This window comes from Paenarthrobacter sp. AB444, from assembly GCF_028736865.1.
Taxonomy (GTDB): domain Bacteria; phylum Actinomycetota; class Actinomycetes; order Actinomycetales; family Micrococcaceae; genus Arthrobacter; species Arthrobacter nicotinovorans_B.
Genome location: NZ_JAQZBY010000007.1, coordinates 15271 through 37090, shown reverse-complemented (window position 1 = coordinate 37090; position 21820 = coordinate 15271). Strand labels below are relative to the sequence as shown.

Genomic DNA, 21820 nt, shown 5'->3' with positions numbered 1-21820 from the left:
TCTCCTTTGTACGGCGGCGTCTTAGGCAGTCCGGTCCAGTGATTTCCACGGGATTCCGCAGGATCGCCGGACACGCCTGGGGGTGCGTCCCAAGACCTCTTCAGCCTATGCCACCCCCCCGACAGCCTTCTAGCCGAAAACGGTCATACGGCATCGCCCACAGCGAACTCCAAGGTTGCTTACAGAAAGCAGCCCCGGTTTTGGCTGCTGAGAGCGCTGGGCGCGGACCGGCGTCGTACGTCATGTAAGCGTTTCCCAGCCGCCCGAGGTGCCATTCGGCGCTAAAAATGTGCCGCTCGCTGCCGTGTTTGTGACCACGCACACGTAGGACGTCTCGAGGCGATAGTGTGGAAGGCGGACAGTACTCTGCGGGCCTAACGGCGGGCTCCGCGCAGCAAAGATCGATGAATGATGAGGTTCACCATGTCCCAGGACACCACCGGATCCACGGCCACCGCTGCAGCTACAACGGCTCAGAACGGTCAGGCCCCCCACGTAGAGGCCCTTGAAAACCTCCTTCACGAGAACCGCAAGTTTGCGCCTTCGGCCGAGTTCGCCGCGAACGCCGTAGCAACAGCGGACGCCTACAAAGAGGCTGAAGCCGACCGCCCCGCGTTCTGGGTGAAGCAGGCCCGTGAGCTGCTGACGTGGAGCAAGGACTTCACCGAAACTCTGGATTGGTCCAACCCGCCCTTCGCCAAGTGGTTTGTGGGCGGAGAAATCAACGCCGCCTACAACGCCCTGGACCGCCACGTCGAAAACGGCCTGGGCGACCGCGTTGCCATCTACTTCGAGGGTGAACCCGGCGACACCCGCAGCTACACCTACGCGGAGCTGACCGAAGAGGTCAAGAAGGCTGCCAATGCCTTTGAAGCCCTGGGCGTGGCCAAGGGCGACCGCGTCGCCGTGTACCTGCCCATGATTCCCGAGGCCGTTATCACGCTCCTGGCCTGCGCCCGGATCGGCGCTGTGCACTCGGTAGTGTTCGGCGGCTTCTCGGCCGACGCCTTGCGCTCCCGGGTCGAGGACGCCGAAGCCAAGCTCGTGGTCACCGCCGATGGCACCTACCGCCGCGGCAAGCCGTCCCCGCTGAAGCCGGCCGTGGACGAAGCGCTCAGCAAGGAAGGCCACACAGTCCAGAACGTGGTCGTGGTCAAGCGCAACGGGGAGGACGTCAACTGGGTCGAGGGCCGCGACCTGTGGTGGGGCGACACCGTGGGCGTCGCTGGAACCGAGCACACCGCCGTCGGACATGACTCCGAGCACCCGCTGTTCATCCTCTACACCTCGGGCACCACCGGAAAGCCCAAGGGCATCCTGCACACCACCGGCGGTTACCTCACCCAGGGCGCCTACACACACAAGTCCGTGTTCGACCTCCACCCGGAAACGGACGTGTACTGGTGCACCGCCGACGTCGGATGGGTCACCGGCCACTCGTACGTCACCTACGCGCCCCTCGTCAACGGCGCCACCCAGGTCATGTACGAAGGCACCCCGGACTCACCGCACCAGGGCCGTTGGTGGGAAATCGTGGAGAAGTACAAGGTCTCCATCCTCTACACCGCTCCCACCGCCATCCGCACGTTCATGAAGTGGGGCCGGGACATCCCGGACAAGTACGACCTCTCCTCCATCCGCGTTCTTGGCTCCGTGGGCGAATCCATCAACCCCGAGGCCTGGATGTGGTACCGGGACGTCATCGGCGGAAACGCCGGCAAGAACGGTGAGAAGAAGGAACACCCCGCGCCGATCGTGGACACGTGGTGGCAGACCGAAACCGGCGCCCAGATGATCGCACCCTTGCCCGGCGTCACCGCCACCAAGCCCGGCTCGGCCCAGGTCCCGCTTCCCGGGATCGCCGTGGACGTCGTGGACGAGAACGGCGCTTCGGTGGCCAACGGCGAAGGCGGCTACCTGGTGGTCCGCGAGCCGTGGCCGTCCATGCTCCGTGGCATCTGGGGCGACCCCGAGCGTTTCAAGGACACCTACTGGTCCCGGTTCGAGGCCATGTACTTCGCAGGTGACGGCGCCAAGAAGGATGAGGACGGCGACGTGTGGCTCCTGGGCCGCGTGGACGATGTCATGAACGTCTCCGGCCACCGCCTCTCGACCACCGAGATCGAATCCGCCCTGGTCAGCCACCCGTCCGTCGCCGAAGCAGCAGTGGTCGGTGCCGCCGATGAGACCACCGGCCAGGCCGTCGTCGCGTTCGTCATCCTCCGCGGCGACGCCGTAAACAACGGTGACGAAACCGTGCTGGAACTGCGCAACCACGTGGGCAAGGAAATCGGCCCGATCGCCAAGCCGAAGCAGCTGCTGATCGTTCCGGAACTGCCCAAAACGCGCTCGGGCAAGATCGTCCGCCGCCTCCTGAAGGACATCGCAGAAGGCCGCGATACCGGCGACGCCACCACCTTGGCAGACCCCGGCATCATGACCCAGATCGCGGAATCGCTGCGTAAGTAGCGTCACCGGGTCCAAACGCACGACGACGCCGCTCGCCTCCCGGGGTGGGCGGCGTCGTCGTGCATTTAGCGCTTATTTACGGGGACCTCGGCCTAGACTGGTGCCAGACCCAGCCCCATGTTTGACGAGGTTCCCAGAAAGGCCCTGATGCTTCAGGCAGCACGCCACTCCGCCATCATCGAAGCCGTCCAGCGCGAGCGCGTGGTACGGGTCTCCGACCTCGCCCACTTGCTGGGTGTCTCCCCCATGACCGTGCGTCGCGACATTGAGGCCCTCGAGGAAACCGGCAGGGTGGAACGCATCCACGGCGGAGCGAAGCTGCCCGGTGACGCCAGTACACATGAACCCGGATTCGAGCTGAAATCGACCCAGCTCACGGCCGAGAAACATGCGATCGCGGTGGAAGCTGCCTCCATGGTCCAGGAGGGCATGGCCATTGGCTTGGGCGCAGGGACCACCACGTGGGCGTTGGCCAAGGAACTCGTCAACGGTCCCCGGATCACCGTGGTAACCAACTCGGTGCGGATCGCGGACCTGTTCCACCACGGCGCGTCCTCCGGTCCGGGGCGGTTCGGTTCCACCGTCATCCTGATTGGCGGCGAGCGCACCCCCTCCGATGCCTTGGTGGGGCCGATCGCCACGGCTTCGCTCAAACAACTGCACCTCGATGTCCTCTTCCTGGGGGTGCATGGCATGGACGCGCAGGCCGGCTTCACCACCCCGAACCTGCTCGAAGCCGAGACAGACCGCGCCTTCATGTCCTCGGCACGAAGCACCGTGGTCCTTGCCGACCACAGCAAGTGGGGCGTGGTGGGCATTGCCTCGATCGCCGCGCTGGAAGAGGCTGACGAGCTCATCACGGATTCGTTGCTGGGCGATGACGCGCGCCGGGTGCTTGAGGAGAACGTGGCCAGGCTCAGGATCGCCACCGCGCCCAACTAGCCGTCCTGCCCATCTAGGGGACAGATAACGCTCCAATGACGGCCCATTGGAGCGTTTGCTGTCCCCCAGTTGGGTCTCATACCGCGGGTGGAGGCCGGGCCGCGGAGTTCAACCGGCAGACGGACGCCTGCCCCTGGGTCCTTTGGGGATGCTGGCTATATGAACGCCATCCTCCACGCTCAACAACTCACCAAGCATTACCCAGGCAGCATTGCGCTGGACCACGTCGACTTCACCGCGAATTCCGGTGAATCCCTTGCCATCATCGGCCCTTCGGGTTCCGGCAAGACGACCCTTCTGCACTGCCTCGCCGGGATATTAAAGCCCGACGCCGGCTCCATCACCTTGAGCACACCTTCGGCACCGTTGCGCCTGGACACTTTGGGGGACGCAGCGTTGTCCCGCCTGCGCCGCGAGGAGTTCGGCTTCGTCTTCCAGCAGGGCATGCTCCTGCCCGAGCTGACTGCCGTGGAAAACGTGGCCCTGGCGCTCATGCTCAACGGCACGGACAGGTCCACCGCCGAGTCCCGCGCCGCGGAGTGGCTCGCTGCGTTGGGCCTGGCGGGTATGGAACAGCGCAGGCTGGGTGAACTGTCCGGTGGCCAAGTCCAGCGCGTGGCCATCGCCCGGGCACAGGTAACCGGCGCCAGGGTCGTGTTTGCCGATGAGCCGACCGGGGCCCTGGACTCAGCAACGTCAACTGAAGTTCTCGACGTCCTGCTTCATTCCGTGGCCGCCAACGGGCGAACCCTGCTGGTTGTCACCCACGATCCCAACGTAGCCGCACGTTGCCAACGCGTCGTGGAACTGCGGGACGGCAGGATCGTGGCGGACAGCGCGGGATTAGTGGACAACGCAGGAATCGCGCCTGCCGCTGCCAGCCCTGCCCCCGCAACCACCAGTTTCAAAGGTGCCTTCAATGTCTAGCCTCATCATGGCCCTCCGGCTCGGTCCCTATCTTGCGCGCAGCAGCGGGAACAGTTTCCGCGAAACTGGACTCCGTGATGCCGGGCTGCCCATCCTTGCCTTCGGCACAGTGACCGCGCTCCTGCTCACCGTCGCGGGCGGCTCCCAGGTTTTCTGGTCCTGGACCGACGACATCGCAGGGACGTACCAAGCGCTGGCCGTCGTCGCAATGGTCTTGCTCATCATCCCGCTGTTGACGCTCGGTGCCTCAGCCGCCCGGCTGGCCGCCCGCCGTCGTGATGACCGGCTGGCATCCCTGCGCCTGTTGGGCGCCAACAGCGCGACCGTCGTCTGGATGACTGTCATTGAATCAAGCATCCTCGCGGCGGTGGGTGCATTGGCCGGTGCCGGACTGTACGCGTGCGCGGCCCCGTTCCTGGGCTTGATCCAGTTCCGTGGGCAGGCGATCGGCAGCCACGCATGGCTGTCCATCCCGTCCATCCTGGGCTGCATCCTGGCCGTCTGCATCCTTGCGGCGGCGAGCGCCGCGCTTGGGCTGCGCAAGGTGGTGGTGACGCCGTTGGGCGTCAGGACCCGGCAAACGGCCGACGGCGCGCACTGGGTTCGCGGACTCATCGCGGCTGTTGTTGTGGTGATCGGAGTGGTGGCGATGGGAATGCTCAGCAGCTTTGGGGCCTTCATCGTGATCATCGCCGTCATGGGTGGCTGCTTTGGCCTGGCGTTGTTGGCGCTGAACCTCATGGGTCCCTGGATCCTGCGCCTGCGGGCATCGTCCCAGCTCAAGCGGGCGAGAAAGCCGGAGCAGTTACTCGCGGCACGCACTGTATTGGAGAGTCCCAAGGAATCGTGGCGGCAAGTTGGGGGCGTCGCGATGACCAGTTTTGTGGGCGTCTTCGTGGGCGTGGGCATGGCCATAGCGGACGCCATGGGCACCGCCGGCGACACCGAAGCTGCACTGCTCGTTCGGGACATCAATACCGGAGTGATGATTACGCTGCTGGGTTCGTTCCTGATGGTGGCGTGTTCGGCAGGCGTGAACCAGGCCGCCGCCGTACTGGACCGGGCGTCGACGCTGGTGGCCCTGGACCGGGTGGGGATGCCGCGCAAACTGATGGTGGCGGCGCGGGTCAGGGCCGTGATGTCGCCGTTGTTCCTGGTGGCTGGCATATCCGCAGCCGCTGCCGCCGTCCTGGTCCTGCCGTTGACGGGTGCGGTGCTGCTGACCCAGCCCCTGGTGCTCCTGACCATCGTGGGAGTGTTCGCGGCCGGGTTCCTTCTGGTTCGGCTTGCTGTTGCCGCCGGGACAGCTCAGATCGCCCAGGTGCTGGCCCGTCCGGAGCGCTACGCGAGCGTGGACTCCTAGCAAGCCCCGCCGAGTTGGCATTTGATGACAATGTTGGGCCCAAACATTGTCATTAAATGCCACTTCGGCGGAGGGGACCTAGGCGCAGCCGCAGGATTGCCGGATGATCAACTCCGTAGGCAGGACCTGGTGTTGCAGCTCTTCGCCGCGCCCCTTGCCGACCAAGGCCCGAACGGCTGCCTGGGCCATCGCTTTGACGGGCTGCGCGACGGTGGTGAGCGCCGGCCAGCTGTATTCGGAGTCCAGGGAGCCGTCGAAGGAAACCAGCGCCAGCTCATCGGGAACACGCACGCCCGCCTCGTGGAGCGCCCTGAGGATGCCGATCGCCTGCATGTCATTGCTCGCGAAGACAGCGGTGGGCCGGTTGGCCATGGCGAGGAAACGCTTGCCGACCTCGTAACCCCCGGGACGGCTGAACGGGCCATGCAGCATGGGGCCTTCGGCCAATCCGGCGTCGCGGAGCGCGGCAAGCCATCCCACCTCGCGGCCGTCCAACTGGTTGCCCGTGTTGGTTCCAATGGCCAGGCCTATGTTGGTGTGGCCATGGCCGATCAAGTGCTCCACGGCGGCGCGCGCACCCGCTTCCAGGTCAACGCCCACACTGCTGAAACCCTGAGGGGAGCCGGCGTTGTTCAGCAAGACGGCCGGGATTTCCGAGGCTTCAAGCTCCGTGACATCGGGGTCGAACACACAACTTGCCAGGAACACGCCATCCACCTGCCGGGCGGCAAGGGTACGGATGTTCTTGCGCTCCCGCGTCAGGCTTCCGTCCGAGTTGGTCAGCACCATGCCGAACCCCAGTTCCGCCGCCGCGTCCTCAACCGCGTGGGCAAGCTGGGTGAAGAACGGGTTGGTATTGTCCGGCACCACGACGCCGATGGTTTCGCTGGAACCCAGCTTCAGCGCGCGTGCTGCGGCGTTGGGACGGTAGCCAAGGATGCGGATGGCTTCGCGGACTTTGGCTTCGGTTGCCGGGGCTACGTTCTTTGGCCCACCATTGACCACATAACTCACGACGGCGGTACTCACCCCGGCGTACCGGGCCACGTCTTTGCGTGTAACCGGTCCGCGCGGGGTTTGTACTGCTGCTGTTGTCATGGGGTAAATGCTAGCTACTCCACAGGGGCATCACCGAAGTCGCGGATCGGAAGCCGTTCGCCGCCGCGGAGGGCAGACTCGTGGGCCACGATGCCTGGAAGGGTGAACCGGGCGGCCACCCAGGCGTTGACCGGGGGAAGGCTGCGGTTGTTCACGGCAGTCACAAAGTCGTCCACAAGGAACTGGTGGCTGCCTTCGTGTCCGTTGGGCGCTCCGAGGAATTCCTCGGGGAGCCGGGACTGATCGTGCACTGGAGCCAGTCCTGAGATGAAGGCGTCCCGGAGCTCGGGCGCCACGTCCGCCAGCGAGGGATCGTCGGCGGACATGGTGGGCCTGGTTTCCACCTGCTCGGACACATCCTGCACCGAGGACTTGTCCTGCCACACAGTGGTGGTGGCGAGCTGTTCAAAGCTGGCGTCGGTTCCGAAGAAGCGGAAGCGGGATTCGCGGATGTGGGACGGATACCCCACGCGGCGCATCTCGTTGGTGCGCATCGCACCGCCGTCGTTCATCTCGAACAGGGCGGTGGCGTTGGAGAAGTCGTTGGCGAACATACTGACGTCCTTGTCGAAGACGCCATCGCCCCGCTGGTCCTTGACTCCGATGCAGCTCACGCTGACGGCGTGGCCCTGCACAGCACCCAGCACGCCGCCGATGGCGTGGGTGGGGTACAGCATGGGCGGATAGCTCGCGGTTTCCTTCCAGCGTTCCCCGCCGCTGTATTGGTAGGCCTCGTAGAAGCCGAGGTCCATGTCGTGGACGTAGTCGCCCTCGGTGTAGAAGATCCGGCCGAACTTCCCCTCGGCGTGCTGCTGCCGGGCGAAGACAGTGGCGGGGTTGTAGTAGCTGGTCTCCCCCATCGCGTAGACCAACTTGGTTTCTCGTACGGCCTCGATGATCCGTTCGATCTCCTCTTCGGAAATTGCCATCGGCACCGCCGAGTACACATGCTTTCCGGCCCGCAGGGCCCGCTCCACCAAGGGGCCGTGGGTCCACCGCTGCGTAAAGATGGCGACAGCATCGACGTCGGACTCCAGCAGCTCCTCGAACGAGGCCATGGTGCCGTCCAGACCCCAGCGCTGCTGCGCTGCCGCGGCTCGCGCAGGGAGTTCGTCCACCGCATAGACCGCGCTGACACCGGGGTGGAGCTTGAAGAGGTGGGCGAACTGGCTGCCGAACTGCCCCACGCCAACAACACCAATCGAAAACGTCATTGTTTGCCTTTCCTGCGGCCGCGCACAGCAGCCGTTTGTCCGTCGTGTCTTGCGTACGCTCGAGTGTCGCACCCGCTATCTACACGAGTCAACAGAAACAACATTTCCGAACATTTTTCATCAAAACTTCGCGGCAGGTCTTGCCAAGGCAAAATCTACTCGTGTAGATTCGCCTCCAGCTGTTACCCGCATCACTCCCAAGAAAGGGTCGACGATGACCACGCTAACCAAGCAACCGGATCCTGGAATTGCCCCCAGGGCGCCGCGGAAGTCGCACAAGCGGGGAAAACCATCCGACGGGTTCCGCGGCATCGGAGACTTGAAAGTCGCGCTCTTCTTCATCGCCCCGGCGATGCTCGGATTGATCCTCTTCTACCTTGTCCCCACCATCCGCGGTATTTACCTCAGCTTCACCGAGTACAGCATCCTGGGCGATCCGGAATGGATCGGCGCAAAGAACTACGAACGCATAGCCAAGGATCCGCTGTTCTGGAACGCCCTGGGCGTCACGGGGGAATACGTGGTGATCAACATCGTCCTGCAGACGGCGTTGGCCCTGGGCCTTGCAATCCTGATGCACCGGGTTGCAAGGTCCACACTCATCCGCGGCGCGCTCCTGATGCCCTACTTGATGGCGAACGTCATCGCGGCTCTGCTGTGGTTCTGGATGCTTGATTACCAGATCGGCATCATCAACCAGATCATCGAATGGACCGGGCTGCCCCGGGTAGCGTTCTTCGGCAGCGAGCAATGGGCCATCCCCACACAAGCGCTCATCAACACGTGGCGGCACATGGGCTACACGGCGCTCCTGATCTTCGCCGGGCTCCAGGCCATCCCGAGCAGTGTCTATGAGGCCGCCAGCATCGACGGTTCCAAGGCCATGACCACTTTCTGGCGGATCACCCTGCCACTGCTGCGACCGGTCCTTGTACTGGTCCTCGTCGTGACCGTCATCGGTTCCTTCCAGGTCTTTGACACCGTTGCAGTCACCACGGCCGGTGGTCCTGTCAATGCGACCCGCGTGCTGCAGTTCTACATCTACCAGCGCGCCTTCAACGAACAGGACTTCGGCTACGGATCTGCCTTGGCTGTCATCCTCTTCCTCATCCTTGCCATCGTCGCTTTCATCCAGATGAAGTTCCTCCGCGGCAACCAGTCGGACCTGGACTAAGGACACGCCATGACCACATTTACCTCACGCACCAGCGCCGGCCGTCGCCCTCTCAGCCGTCCCTTCAACTGGCGCCGCGCCATCGCCCTGACCCTCCTTGCCTTGGCCATCGCGGTGAGCATACTGCCCTTCTACTGGGTGCTCCGCACAGCCCTGTCCACCAACGGCTCCCTCGCCGCGAACTCCGCCAACCTTCTGCCGGCCGACTTCAACCTGGGGGCATTCAAACGGGTCTTCGGCCTCCAGAGTGCCTCCGAAGCCATCGCAGAAGGCGGCTCGGGCGCGTCGATCAATTTCTGGCAGTACCTCTGGAACTCGTTGCTTTTCGCAGGCATCACCACAGCCTGCGCCGTGTTCTTCAGCTCAATGGCCGCCTACGCCTTCTCCCGGCTGCGGTGGAAAGGGCGCGACGCAGTCTTCTCCCTGTTCCTTGCCACCATGCTTGTCCCGCCGATCTTCACCGCCCTGCCCAACTTCCTGCTCATCAAGAACCTGGGCCTGCTCAATTCCATGCTCGGACTCGTGCTGCCGTACCTGTTCATGACCCCGTTCGCCATCTTCTTCATGCGCCAGTTCTTCCTGAACATGTCCAGGGAAGTTGAAGAGGCCGCAATGCTCGACGGTGCCAAACACTGGCGGATCTTCTTCCAGATCATCATGCCCAACGCCGCAGCCCCGATCGCGACCCTGGCACTGCTGACGTTCATGGGCCAGTGGAACGAATACTTCTGGCCCCTGTTGGTAGGCACCTCCGAAGAGTCCCGGGTGCTCACCGTGGGACTCGGGGTCTTCAAATCCCAGTCCCCGCAAGGTGCTCCCGACTGGTCCGGGCTCATGGCCGCAACACTCGTGTCCGCCACGCCCGTGTTGATCCTGTTCGCCATCTTCGGCAAACGGATCGTCAACTCCATCGGCTTCAACGGCACCAAATAGCCCGATCCACCTCCCTCACGCGGAAACCGGCCTGCACCGGCACGCACCCATCCCGTCCTGAAAGGACCAACCATGATGAAAAAGAAGGCAATCGGCGCCGTCGCCGCAGCCGCCGTCCTCGCACTCTCCGCCTGCTCGGGCGGGAACTCCGGAGGCAGCTCCGGCGGAGACTCGGCCAAGGGCGAGATCAACTACTGGCTGTGGGACGCCAACCAGCTCCCCGCATACCAGCAGTGCGCCACTGACTTCAGCAAAGCCAACCCGGACATCACCGTGAAGATCACCCAAACCGGTTGGGACGACTACTGGTCCAAGCTCACCAACGGCATGGCCTCCGGTACTGCGCCGGATGTCTTCACGGACCACCTGTCCAAATATCCGGACTTCCTCAAGACCAAACAGTTGGTGGCCCTCGATGACGCCATTGCGAAGGACAACGTAAACCTCTCCCAGTACAACGAAGGCCTCGCAGACCTCTGGGTGGGCCAGGACGGCAAGCGCTACGGCCTTCCCAAGGACTGGGACACGATCGCACTCTTCTACAACCAGAAGATGGCCGCCGACGCCGGCATCACCCCGGAACAAATGGGCTCGCTGACCTGGAACGCACAAGACGGCGGCACGTACGAGAAGGTGATCGCCCGCCTCACCATCGATAAGAACGGCAAGCGCGGCGACGAAGCGGGCTTCGACAAGAACAATGTTGCCGTCTACGGATTGGGTCTGCCGGGCTCCGACGCAGAGAACGCCGGCCAGACGCAGTGGAGCTACCTCTCTGCCACTACTGGCTGGACCACAACGGACAAGAACCCTTGGGGCACCCACTTCAACTACGACGACAAGAAGCTCCAGGACACCATCGACTGGTGGGCCTCGCTCACCGAGAAGGGCTACATGCCCAAGCTTGAAACCACCGTCGGTGCCAATGCCGCCGACAACTTCGGTGCAGGCAAGGCCGCCATCAACAGCAATGGCTCCTGGATGATCGGCCAGTACACCGGCTACAAGGGCATCGATGTCGGCATCGCTCCCACGCCGAAGGGTCCCGAAGGCAAACGTGCCTCCATGTTCAACGGCCTGGCCGATTCCGTATGGGCCGGCACCAAGAAGAAGGACGCAGCCATCAAGTGGGTGGAGTACCTCGGTTCCGCCGCCTGCCAAGACGTCGTAGCGTCAAAGGCCGTCGTGTTCCCGGCCATCACCACCTCCTCCGAGAAGGCCGCAGATGCCTTCAAAGCCAAGAACGTGGACGTCAGCGCCTTCACCCAGCATGTGAAGGACAAGACCACCTTCATGCTCCCGATCACGGACAACGCCGCCAAGGTTTCCGGAATCATGAAGCCGGCCATGGACGCGGTTGTCTCGGGTAAGTCCCCTGCCAGTTCGCTGACAGCCGCCAACGAGCAAGTCAACGCACTCTTCAAGTAGAACCCTCCCGTTGTGAGGCCTGCTCTGCGCCCCATTACCCCCGCAAAGCACGCAGAGCAGGCCTCACAACACCCAACTCCAGATCCTGAAAGCGACTCATACATGCAACCGCTCCATCTCCGTTCCGCAGGTACCAGCCTGGTGATCAGCACCCACCGAGGAGAGGCTGAGATAACCCACTGGGGAGCAGACCTGGGCGATTCCCTGCCCGACCTCGCCATCCTCAACGAGCCCATCCCACCCTCTGCCATCGACGCCAACGTTCCTGCCGGGCTCCTTCCCCAGGCGTCGTCGTCGTGGCAGGGCCGGCCGGGACTCCGCGGTCACCGCGTTATCGACGGCGTACCCGGCTTCGACTTCTCGGTGCGCCTGAGTGTGGTGAGTGCGACGGCGGACGCAAGTACCGCCGTCGTGCTTCAGTCGGATCCCGACGCCGGCATCACGGTGGCAAGCAACCTCACCTTGCATCCGGGCGGGCTTCTGGAACTGCGGCACACAGTGACCAACGAAGGCTCTTCGCCTTTCCAGGTGGATGAGCTGGCCACCATGCTGCCGGTGGCGCCGGACGCCGTCGAGCTTTTGGACCTGACCGGGCGCTGGTGCCGTGAGCGGCACCCGCAGCGACGGGCAATCCAGCAAGGTACGTGGGTGCGCACCGGCCGCCATGGCCGCACAGGGCATGATTCGTCGGTGCTGCTGGCCGCCGGGACCGCCGGTTTTGGAAACCGCCATGGCAAGGTGTGGGCCACGCATCTGGCATGGAGCGGCAACCATGAGCAATTCGCGGACAGCGTGGCCGATGGCCGCACCATGGTGGGCGGTTCGGAGCTCCTGGGCGCGGCTGAAGTGGTGCTGCAACCAGGTGACACTTACACCACTCCGGCACTGTTCGCCGCGTACTCGGACCGTGGGCTCGACGGCATCAGCGAGGCGTTTTACAGCTGGTTCCGCTCACGTCCCCACCATGTGGACAAGCCACGCCCAGTAGTCCTCAACACCTGGGAAGCGGTGTACTTCGACCACAATCTGGACACCTTGATCGAGCTGGCGGAGTCGGCTGCCGACCTTGGCGTTGAACGTTTCGTGCTCGACGACGGGTGGTTCCGCGGGCGCCGCGACGACCACGCCGGGCTGGGCGATTGGTACGTGGACGAGGCTCTCTGGCCTTCGGGCCTCACTCCCCTGATCGACGCCGTGACCTCCCGCGGCATGGAGTTCGGGCTGTGGGTGGAGCCGGAAATGGTCAACCTGGATTCGGACGTTGCCCGGGCGCATCCGGAGTGGATCGTGGGGCCTGCTGCCGAGTCCCACAAGGACGGCGGGCGGCTCCCCTTGGAGTGGCGGCAGCAGCACGTGGTTGACCTGGTGAATCCGGAAGCGTGGCAGTACATCTTTGACCGCATCGATGCCCTGCTGAGGGAGAACAACATCAGCTACCTCAAGTGGGACCAGAACCGGGACCTTTTGGAGCACGGTCACGCGGGTAGGGCGTCAGTGCACGAGCAAACATTGGCCGCCTACCGGCTGTTCGATGCCTTGCGGGCGGCCCACCCGGGTGTGGAGATTGAGAGCTGCTCCTCCGGTGGCGCCCGCGTGGACCTGGGGATCCTGGAACGGACGGACCGGATCTGGGCTTCGGACTGCAACGATGCCCTGGAGCGGCAGACCATCCAGCGCTGGACCGGCCTCGTGGTTCCGCCCGAACTGGTCGGCGGGCACGTCGGCCCCACCACCTCCCACACCACCGGCCGCACGCACGACCTCTCCTTCCGCGCCATCACTGCCTTGTTCGGGCACTTCGGCATGGAGTGGGACGTCCGGTCCGTTGCGGGCGCCGAGCGCGAGGAACTCAAGCGCTTCATCGCGTTGTACAAGGAGCATCGGGCCCTCATCCACAGTGGACGGATGGTCCGCGCGGATGTCCCTGACGAGTCGCTGATGGTGCATGGCGTGGTTGCTTCAGAGCACGACGGCGGCACTCCCGCAGGTGCCACAGCGGCACTGTTCGCCGTGGTCAAGACCCGGACGGGCTTCAGCGAACTTCCGGGCCGGGTGGCGATTCCGGGGCTCGATCCGCTGCGTTCCTACCGCGTGGAGCTCCTCTTCCCGACCCCCGCCGACGCAGACTACGGGCACACGTTCACCGAGGCCAAGCCAGCTCCTTGGTTGGCATCAGGGGCGGAGGCCAGCGGGCGTTTCCTGGGCGAAGTCGGGCTCCCGATGCCCGTGCTGAACCCGGAGCACGCCATCGTGCTGCGACTCACCGCCCTCTAACCCTCGCTCACATCCCACAGGCTTCCCGGGAACCCTCGCTCACATCCCACAGGTTTCCCGGGAACCCTCACTCACATCCCACAGGTTTCCCGGGAACCCTCACTCACCGGCACCGGCGCGCTAGACGGCGTCAGCCAGGTAATCGATCGCCAGCTTGTACCCGAGCACGCCTGCGCCAACGATGATCGCGCTGCACACCCCGGAGAGGTACGAGTGGTGCCGGAACTCTTCGCGCTGGTGGACGTTGGTGATGTGGACCTCGACGGCGGGCAACTGCACGGCCGCGATGGCATCCCGAAGTGCCACGGACGTGTGCGTGTAAGCACCCGCATTGATGACGATGCCGACGGCGGTACCGCGGGCTGCATGGATGGCGTCCACCAGGTCGCCTTCATGGTTGGACTGCACACAATCCACCGTGAAGCCATGCGCGGTGGCTGCAGTCATGGCGAGGTGCTCGACGTCGGCCAGCGTGGAGGTTCCGTACTTCTCGGGCTCGCGTGTGCCCAGAAGGTTGAGGTTGGGTCCGTTGATCACAAGGATGGTGCCGCGACCGGCTTCGGTGGCGGGGGTGGCTTCAGTCATGGCTCCCAATCTATCGCCGCGAGAGAGCGTCCGGGAATTAGGCCCATTAGGTGAGAGAGCGTGCCCTAAAAACAGTCACTATGTGAGAGAGGGCCGCCCAAATGCCCGGGTGATGTGAGAGAGGGTTGGTTACTTGCGGGTGCATTGCCCGGCGGAGACCTGCTCGCTGAGGCCTGGTGCCTGCGCCGCCACGGGTTCCACGTCGGTCATGGTCAAGGCGAACCCCAAGGCCGCGTCCGTGGTGGTCTTGGCAAAAATCAGGCCGGCTACTTGGCCGTCCATCGTCAAGAGGGGTCCGCCCGAGTTTCCGGGCTGGACATCCCCGGCCAGCTTGTACACCAGCTCCGGCGAGGGATTGTTGCCATAAATATCCGGAACCAGAATGGGCGAAATCCCCTGCACAGTGGCGGGCTTCGACTGGAAGGGACCGCCATGCGGGTAGCCGGCAAACGCCGCAGGGCTTCCACCCGGCAGGTCCGGGCTCAGCGGCAGCGGGTTGGACTTCAGGCCGTCCACGGCCAATACCGCGATGTCCCGCTGGGGGTCGAAGTAGACCACGCGACCCGGCAACGCACCGCCGTCGGGAATTTCCACAACGGGCTGCGACACGCCCGCCACGACGTGCGCGTTGGTGACGACGCGCCCGGGCGATACGACGAATCCGGAACCTGTCTGGTTCTGGCCGCACTCGAACGCTGTTCCGGCGATCTTGAGCACGGATTCAGCGGCACGGTTCAAGGCAGGAGTGTCGGTGGACTCGTTGGGAACCGGCACCGGCGTCCCTGGCCCGATGCCCTCAATCAGCTTAGGAATGCCGTCGCCGATCACCGTGGACCGCAGTTGCGCCATGGTGCTCTTGACGGGCGTGGGAGTGATGTTGTCGATGTAACGGATCACCCGGGACTCGGCCAATTGCTGCGACACAAACGGCACACCAAGGGAACTGATGCTGAACGCCAGCATGGACATCACCAGCGCGGCCACCACCACGCTCACCACGCCGCCGATCAGGCGGTCCGCCGCATGCAAGGGCTTGATCCGCACTGCGTGGCGGATTTTCCGGCCGATCATGGTTCCGAGCCCGTGCCCCAAAGCAATAAGCACGACGGCGGCCCCCACCGTGGCGGCCAGCCTCCAGCCGCTGTCGGTCACCCAGTTGCTGACGAGCGGAACGGCCACGAATGCAGCGATGGCACCGACGATGAATCCGGCAATACCGCCCAAGGTGACCATGAAGCCGTTGCGCAGGCCATAGATCAAGTAGGACAGGAGCATCAAAATCAATGCCAAATCCAATATCGTCAAGCCAAACACCAATGCTCCTCATAGCCGGGTAGCGCCAATTGTAGTTGTGGACCCTGACAGCCAACCGTTAGTCACATCACCATGGGGTCACGGTCAAAGGTTGTTTTAAAGCGGTCCTTCGGGCCTTGAACGCCGCCAACCCGCGCCATTTCAGCGTTTCACGTGCCAAGTACGTCACAGAAGCTCAAAAATTCTGAAACAATGGCTGGAGCGCCACGACCGAAACTTATATTCAGGAGATTTCATGGACATCGAGGTATTGCGCCGCGCACCCCTCTTCGCCACCCTTGACGACGACGCATTCCGCCTGCTGACGGACGAACTCACCGAGGTGGACCTTTCACGTGGGGCTTCCGTGTTCCGCGAAGGCGACCAGGGTGACCAGCTCTACTTCATCGTTTCCGGCAAGGTGAAGCTCGGCCGTACCTCCCCCGACGGCCGCGAGTCTCTGCTGGCCATCCTCGGCCCGGGCGAACTCTTCGGCGAAATGGCGTTGTTCGACCCCAGCCCGCGTACCGCCACGGCCACCGCCGTTTCCGAAACGCGCCTTGCAGGCCTGAAGAACGAGAGCCTCAACGCCCTGCTCCGCACGCGTCCCGAGGTTTCCGCCCAGCTGCTGCAGGCACTGGCCCGCCGCCTGCGCCGGACCAACGATTCCTTGTCCGACCTCGTCTTCTCCGACGTACCGGGTCGCGTTGCCAAGGCGCTCCTCGACTTGGCCGACCGCTTCGGTCGTCCGGCCACCGACGGCGTACTGGTCGCCCACGAGCTCACCCAGGAAGAACTGGCCCAGCTGGTTGGCGCTTCCCGCGAAACCGTCAACAAGGCACTGGCCGAATTCGTTCAGCGCGGCTGGCTGCGGTTGGAAGCCCGCGCCGTCGTCATCCTGGACATGCAGCGACTCCGCCAGCGTTCGCGCTAAAGAGCTTCACGAAAAAGCCGCCCCGGTTCGACGCCGAGGCGGCTTTTTTGGTGTCTTGGTGAGCGAGCGTTCGGCTCAAGCCAGTGGGATGTGAGCGAGCGTTCGGCTCAAGCGGGTGGGATGTGAGCGAGGGTCAGCGTTCGCGCTGGGGCTCGCCGGCGACGGTGCGTGCGGCCTCGACTTCAAGCAACAGCTGGCCGCCTTCGTCCACCAGCTTGGGCTGATACACGTGCGCTTTACGCTTGTAGCTCAGGTACGCGATACACCCATTGGCGTGGGCCATCTTCTCAAGCATGATCTCCGAGCCCGGCACCAAAAGCTGGCCCAAGGTCAGGCCGACCGTGTTTGGCTGGCCGATCTCATCGCCCAAGGCGGGAGTATCGCGAAGGGCAATGGCCTCGGACGCCGACACCCAACGGCCCCACACACCCTTGCTGCCAAGGATGCTGGGCTGCTGGTTCACCGGAACCGTGGCCGCGAAGTAGCGGGTGTTGAACCGCGTGTGGGCGAAGTCCGGGCTCAGCCAGTTGACCAGCGGTTTCAGCAGATCGGTCCGCAGGGCAAGCCCACGCTTGGTGAGCACCTCCGTGAAGGACTTCTCCTGGGCGGCTACGGCTTCGCGGGCCCGCATCCACTCCACGGTGGAGTTGGCCTCCACAGTCGAGGAGGCATCCGGACCTGCCAGCAGGACGCCGGTCTCTTCGAAGAGCTCACGGATGGCACCCACCACGTGACGGCGGGCGAGCCCGACGTCGTCCGTCCCCATCTGCTCAGCCCACTGCTGGGGTGAGGGACCCACCCAAGCGATGGGGTCGTCGTCGGACGGGTCCAAAGAACCGCCCGGGAATGCCACGACGCCCAACGGCGAGGAACCAGGCCGGTATCCAAGCCAGGTCTCCAAGCCGGAGGGTGAATCGCGCAAGAGGACAACAGATGAGGCATAGCGGGCGGCCCTGGGGGTCCGCTCGCCGAGCTCAAGCCAGTTTTGTGCTGCCCCCTCTAGTGCGGGGGGCAGTACAAACAGGCGACGGGCAAGCTGCGGCACTTCGGTGAACCGGTTCCTTAGCTGAATTCAGCGATGAGCTCGACCTCTACGGGAGAGTCGAGGGGCAGGACAGAAACGCCGACGGCGGAACGGGCGTGAATGCCGGCGTCGCCGAATACCTGTCCCAGGAGTTCGGAAGCACCGTTGATGACGCCGGGCTGGCCGGTGAAGGTGGGCTCGGAGGCAACGAAGCCGACCACCTTGACAATGCGGGTGACGCGGTCGAGGTCGCCGATGACGCTCTTGACGGCGGCCAGCGCGTTGATCGCGCATACGGCGGCGTAGCGCTTGGCTTCTTCGGGATCGACGGTTGCCTCATCCGACGCGCCCAACTCGCCCAACGAGACCTTGCCCGTAGCTTCGAGTTTGCCGTTAATAAAGGGCAGCTGTCCGGAGGTGTAAACGTAGTTGCCGGAGACGACGGCCGGGACGTAGGCAGCCACGGGGGCGGCGACCTCGGGAAGGGTCAGTCCGAGCTCGGCCAAACGCTGCTCGACGGCCGACGTCGGGGCGCCGGATTCCGCGGGAGAGGTGGTTTCTGCGGGGGTGGTCATGGTTACTGCTTCTCCCTCTTCAGGTATGCGACAAGGCCTTTGCCATCGGGGCCGCCGACAACCTGGACAAGCTCCCAGCCGTCTTCGCCCCACTGGTCCAGGATCTGCTTGGTGGCGTGAATAATAAGCGGAATCGTGGCGTACTCCCATTTGGTCATGACAGAAAGCCTAGCCCGTGCCGGTAAACTGGAAAACATGGTGACTCGCAAGAACCCCATATTCGACACTGCCACCACCCTCGGAAAGATATTAGGTTTCCTTGGCGTGAGTGCGATCTGTGGCGTCCTGGTGGCTGGACTTCTTGTCCCGGCCGCAGCCGTCTCGGGCAGTGCCGCAAGTGGTTCCATCCAGTTCTTTGACACTCTGCCGGCGGAGCTGCAGGTGGATCCGCCCAGCCAGAACACCACGATCCTGGCGAAGGACGGTACGCCGATCGCCTCGATCTACGCGGAGAACCGGACCAAGGTTCCGCTGGACGCGATGAGCCCGTTTATCAAGGACGCTGTCATCTCCATTGAGGACAGCCGTTTTTATGAGCACGGCGGCATCGACACCACCGGCATCATGAGAGCACTGGTGAGCACCGCGCGAGGCAACAAGCAGGGTGCTTCCACCATCACCCAGCAGTACGTGAACAACGTCATCAACGAGTCGCTGGTGGCCTCCGGCAAGGGCGACGACGTCCTGCTCAACGGTGTGAACAAGGGCGTTGGCGACAAGCTCCGCGAAATGAAGCTCGCGATCGCCCTGGAGAAGAAGTTCTCCAAGGAGCAGATCCTTGAGGGCTACCTCAACATCGTCTTCTTCAACCGCGACGCCTACGGCATTGAAGCGGCGTCGAAGTTCTTCTTCAGCACCACCGCCAAGGACCTGACGCTTCCCCAGGCCGCCCTGCTGGCTGGCCTGGTGAACAGCCCGTCGGCCTTTGATCCGATCACCAATCCGGACAACTCAAAGGTGCGCCGCGATCTGGTGCTCAACGCCATGTTGGCCCAGAAGAAGATCACCCAGGCCCAGCACGACGAAGCCGTGGCCACACCCGTCACCACCAAGGTGACCCCGGCCCGCCAGGGTTGCGCTTACGCCACCATGGCACCGTACTTCTGCGACTACGTCCTGCACCTCCTGCTGAACAACCCGGCTTACGGTGACACGCAGATAGAGCGCGAGAAGCGCATCATGCGTGGCGGTCTGACCATTCAGACCACCCTTGATCCGACGGCCCAGAACGTTGCCCAGCAGCAGGTCGACGCCACGGCAGGCGCCAACCCGGACAAGTGGGGCGCCTCGATCGTCTCTGTCCAGCCGGGCACGGGCCAGATCGTCAGCATGGCCCAGAACACCGTTTGGCTGCCTCAAGAGGGCAAGTTTGACCAGACCCAGAACTTCAACGTTGATGTGCTCGACGCCAACGGCAACGACCTCAACGGCATCGGCGGGTTCCAGCCCGGTTCGACGATGAAGCCCTTCACGTTCGCCGAGTGGCTGAATGAGGGGAAGTCGATGGAGACCACCATCAATGCTGCGCAACGCAAATACGGCGTGAACTACCCGTGGAGAAACACCTGTCCTACGCCGACCAGCGGTGTCTACGACTCCAACGTCGAGGGCAGCTTCGACCTGCAGAATGCCGAACCGCAGTACTACCGCAACATGACTGTCCTTTGGGGTCTGAAGAACTCCATCAACACCGCGACATTTGCCTCAGCGGCGCAACTTGACCTCTGTGGTATTCAGGGGATTGTTGACGCCACCGGCATCCATGGGGGACTTCCAGCTCGTGACGGCACGGGCAAAATTACGGATCCTAATCCCAAGGTTCCAATGACCACTCTGGGCAACCTCATCGGTTCAACCCAAACGGCGCCGTTGACCATGGCCACTGCCTTCGCAACCTTCGCCGCCGATGGCAAGTACTGTGCACCGATCGCCATCACCTCGGTGAAGGACCAGTCGGGCGCCGATCTTCCGGCGCAGTCGCCCAGCTGCAAGGATGCTGTGAAGCCTGAAGTGGCTCGTGGTGTCGCCTACGCCATGGGCAAGGTATTGGACGAAGGATCGGGCTCCCTGATCCGGCCGGCGTTGAACTCCAAGAACTTCCCCGTCGCCGCCAAGACCGGCACCAACGACACCAACGGCTCCACGTGGGTTGTTGGCTACACCACGGGCCTCGCCACAGCGTCCTGGTTCGGTGACCCTCTGGGAAGCCAGAAGCGTGAGGGACGCAACATCACGGTCAACGGTAAGTTCTACGATTTCGTTGACGGTTACATGATCGCCGGCCCGCAGTTCACCAACTACATGTTGGCCGTCGCTCCCGCCTACGGCACGAACCCGTTCCAGATGCCGCCGTCCAACCTGCTCGGCGCGCCGACACCGCAACGCAACAACACGCCGTCGAACACCACGCCTAAGCAAGCGCCGTCCACCGGAACCGGCAACAACGGTAACGGCAATGGAAACAGCGGCGACGCCCCGGGCAAGGACTAACGGGTGACGTTCCGGGATTCGCTGGCAGACCGCGTCCGTTCATTCGGGCGCGGTTTTGCCGTCACTGCTGCCGTGGGTGCAACGGCAGGCACGGCGGCTGCCGCCTACGGCTGGTGGGAGAAGGATCAGTTCGAGGTCCGCCACGAAACGTTGCCGATTCTCCCCGAGGGCTCGGCACCCTTTCGTGTCCTGCATCTGAGCGATATTCACTTTGTCCCGGGACAGGTCAAAAAGACCCAGTGGTTGCAGTCCCTGGCAGACCTCAAGCCGGATCTCGTGGTGAACACGGGCGACAACTTGAGCCACACCAAGGCCATCGACCCCCTCATCCAGGCTTTGATGCCCTTGATGGAGTTCCCCGGCGTATTCGTTCCCGGCTCCAACGACTACTACGCTCCGCGGATCAAGAACCCTGCGGGCTACTTTCGTGGTCCGTCGAAACCTAAGAAGGAACCGCTCCAGCTCGACTGGCCCAAGCTCCGGTCAGCCTTCGGCATGAGTGGCTGGATCGACCTCACCAACCGCGCCCAGTCTGTGGTGCTCAACGGCTTGCGGTTCGATTTCTCGGGCGTGGACGATCCCCATCTGGGCCGTGAACGCTACGCCGGCTGGCCCCGCGGTACCGTAAACCAGGACGCCCGGCCGCACCTCAAAGTCGCCGTGATCCACGCTCCCTACCAGCGAGTGCTGGACCACTTCACCGAGGCGGGAGCAGACCTGATCATCGCCGGTCACACGCACGGTGGCCAGATCTGCGTCCCCGGCTACGGCGCCTTGGTCTCCAATTGCGACCTCCCTACGTGGCGCGCCAAGGGCCTCCACGATTGGGAAAGCAAGGGACTCACGACGCCGGTGAACGTCTCGGGCGGCATCGGCACCTCACGCTTCGCTCCCGTCCGCATCGCTTGCCGCCCGGAGGCTGTACTGCTGACTCTCACGCCGCGCAACTAAACGCCGGGCAGCATTACGAACCTCAATAACTGGGTCAAACATTTCACCGACGTTGCGTGGTCCTGTGAAACGAATCACGCCATGGCATAGGGTAGTTGCTACGGGAAACTACCTCCGCACCATCTGAAGATCCAGCTGTTGAGAAG

The 21820-nt window shown here is 63.7% G+C and carries 18 protein-coding genes; 11 read left to right on the top strand and 7 right to left on the bottom strand.

Annotated features, from left to right (window positions below; all coding sequences use genetic code 11):
• Positions 1 to 423: 423 nt before the first annotated feature.
• The 4 genes from acs (at position 424) to PQ627_RS10285 (ending at position 5701) form a co-directional block, all read left to right on the top strand.
• A complete protein-coding gene (gene acs, locus PQ627_RS10300) occupies positions 424 to 2469 on the top strand; it encodes an acetate--CoA ligase (RefSeq protein WP_274260966.1) in 2046 nt (681 codons plus the stop codon).
• A gap of 147 nt (positions 2470 to 2616) precedes the next feature.
• Complete coding sequence (locus PQ627_RS10295; protein ID WP_274260668.1) at positions 2617 to 3411, top strand: DeoR/GlpR family DNA-binding transcription regulator; 795 nt, start codon at positions 2617 to 2619, stop codon at positions 3409 to 3411.
• A gap of 159 nt (positions 3412 to 3570) precedes the next feature.
• A complete protein-coding gene (locus PQ627_RS10290) occupies positions 3571 to 4338 on the top strand; it encodes an ABC transporter ATP-binding protein (protein WP_274260666.1) in 768 nt (255 codons plus the stop codon).
• 7 nt (positions 4339 to 4345) lie between these two features.
• Positions 4346 to 5701: an FtsX-like permease family protein gene (locus PQ627_RS10285; RefSeq protein ID WP_443192754.1), complete on the top strand. Its 1356-nt coding sequence runs from the start codon at positions 4346 to 4348 to the stop codon at positions 5699 to 5701.
• Between the two features lie 78 nt (positions 5702 to 5779).
• Here the strand turns inward: PQ627_RS10285 and PQ627_RS10280 are convergent, their stop codons facing one another.
• Together PQ627_RS10280 and PQ627_RS10275 are read right to left on the bottom strand one after the other, a co-directional pair.
• Positions 5780 to 6799, bottom strand: coding sequence for a LacI family DNA-binding transcriptional regulator (locus tag PQ627_RS10280; protein WP_274260662.1), 1020 nt, complete (start codon positions 6797 to 6799; stop codon positions 5780 to 5782).
• Positions 6800 to 6813: 14 nt separating this feature from the next.
• Positions 6814 to 8013 (bottom strand): Gfo/Idh/MocA family protein, encoded by a 1200-nt coding sequence (locus PQ627_RS10275; protein ID WP_144663387.1) that lies wholly within the window; start codon positions 8011 to 8013, stop codon positions 6814 to 6816.
• A gap of 214 nt (positions 8014 to 8227) precedes the next feature.
• On the opposite strand from PQ627_RS10275, the gene PQ627_RS10270 reads away from it, so the two are divergent.
• The 4 genes from PQ627_RS10270 to PQ627_RS10255 all read left to right on the top strand — a co-directional run bounded on the left by PQ627_RS10270 (position 8228) and on the right by PQ627_RS10255 (position 13822).
• Positions 8228 to 9187 (top strand): carbohydrate ABC transporter permease, encoded by a 960-nt coding sequence (locus PQ627_RS10270; RefSeq protein ID WP_373458802.1) that lies wholly within the window; start codon positions 8228 to 8230, stop codon positions 9185 to 9187.
• 9 nt (positions 9188 to 9196) lie between these two features.
• Complete coding sequence (locus PQ627_RS10265; protein WP_274260658.1) at positions 9197 to 10120, top strand: carbohydrate ABC transporter permease; 924 nt, start codon at positions 9197 to 9199, stop codon at positions 10118 to 10120.
• A 72-nt stretch (positions 10121 to 10192) separates the two neighbouring features.
• The gene (locus PQ627_RS10260; protein WP_274260656.1) at positions 10193 to 11548 is read left to right on the top strand and encodes an ABC transporter substrate-binding protein; all 1356 of its coding nucleotides are present in this window, start codon (positions 10193 to 10195) and stop codon (positions 11546 to 11548) included.
• A 102-nt stretch (positions 11549 to 11650) separates the two neighbouring features.
• On the top strand, positions 11651 to 13822 hold the full coding sequence (locus PQ627_RS10255; RefSeq protein WP_274260654.1) for an alpha-galactosidase: 2172 nt from the start codon (positions 11651 to 11653) through the stop codon (positions 13820 to 13822).
• A gap of 120 nt (positions 13823 to 13942) precedes the next feature.
• Here PQ627_RS10255 and aroQ read toward each other — a convergent pair whose 3' ends face one another.
• Both aroQ and PQ627_RS10245 read right to left on the bottom strand, forming a co-directional pair.
• The gene (aroQ, locus tag PQ627_RS10250; RefSeq protein ID WP_274260652.1) at positions 13943 to 14407 is read right to left on the bottom strand and encodes a type II 3-dehydroquinate dehydratase; all 465 of its coding nucleotides are present in this window, start codon (positions 14405 to 14407) and stop codon (positions 13943 to 13945) included.
• A gap of 129 nt (positions 14408 to 14536) precedes the next feature.
• Positions 14537 to 15721: a MarP family serine protease gene (locus tag PQ627_RS10245; protein ID WP_274260649.1), complete on the bottom strand. Its 1185-nt coding sequence runs from the start codon at positions 15719 to 15721 to the stop codon at positions 14537 to 14539.
• Positions 15722 to 15956: 235 nt separating this feature from the next.
• Here PQ627_RS10245 and PQ627_RS10240 point away from each other — a divergent pair, with 235 nt between their 5' ends.
• Positions 15957 to 16634 carry a Crp/Fnr family transcriptional regulator gene (locus PQ627_RS10240; RefSeq protein ID WP_011775987.1) on the top strand — a complete coding sequence of 226 codons (678 nt, stop codon included), beginning with the start codon at positions 15957 to 15959 and terminating at the stop codon, positions 16632 to 16634.
• Between the two features lie 133 nt (positions 16635 to 16767).
• Here PQ627_RS10240 and PQ627_RS10235 read toward each other — a convergent pair whose 3' ends face one another.
• The 3 genes from PQ627_RS10235 to PQ627_RS10225 are packed head-to-tail and all read right to left on the bottom strand — an operon-like array spanning position 16768 to position 18391.
• Positions 16768 to 17679, bottom strand: coding sequence for an NUDIX hydrolase (locus PQ627_RS10235; RefSeq protein ID WP_274260641.1), 912 nt, complete (start codon positions 17677 to 17679; stop codon positions 16768 to 16770).
• Between the two features lie 17 nt (positions 17680 to 17696).
• The gene (locus PQ627_RS10230; protein ID WP_144663380.1) at positions 17697 to 18233 is read right to left on the bottom strand and encodes a RidA family protein; all 537 of its coding nucleotides are present in this window, start codon (positions 18231 to 18233) and stop codon (positions 17697 to 17699) included.
• Between the two features lie 2 nt (positions 18234 to 18235).
• The gene (locus PQ627_RS10225; protein ID WP_011775990.1) at positions 18236 to 18391 is read right to left on the bottom strand and encodes a DUF4177 domain-containing protein; all 156 of its coding nucleotides are present in this window, start codon (positions 18389 to 18391) and stop codon (positions 18236 to 18238) included.
• 37 nt (positions 18392 to 18428) lie between these two features.
• On the opposite strand from PQ627_RS10225, the gene PQ627_RS10220 reads away from it, so the two are divergent.
• Positions 18429 to 20723, top strand: coding sequence for a transglycosylase domain-containing protein (locus tag PQ627_RS10220; protein WP_274260632.1), 2295 nt, complete (start codon positions 18429 to 18431; stop codon positions 20721 to 20723).
• 3 nt (positions 20724 to 20726) lie between these two features.
• Positions 20727 to 21674 carry a metallophosphoesterase gene (locus PQ627_RS10215; protein WP_274260630.1) on the top strand — a complete coding sequence of 316 codons (948 nt, stop codon included), beginning with the start codon at positions 20727 to 20729 and terminating at the stop codon, positions 21672 to 21674.
• The last annotated feature ends 146 nt before the right edge of the window (positions 21675 to 21820 follow it).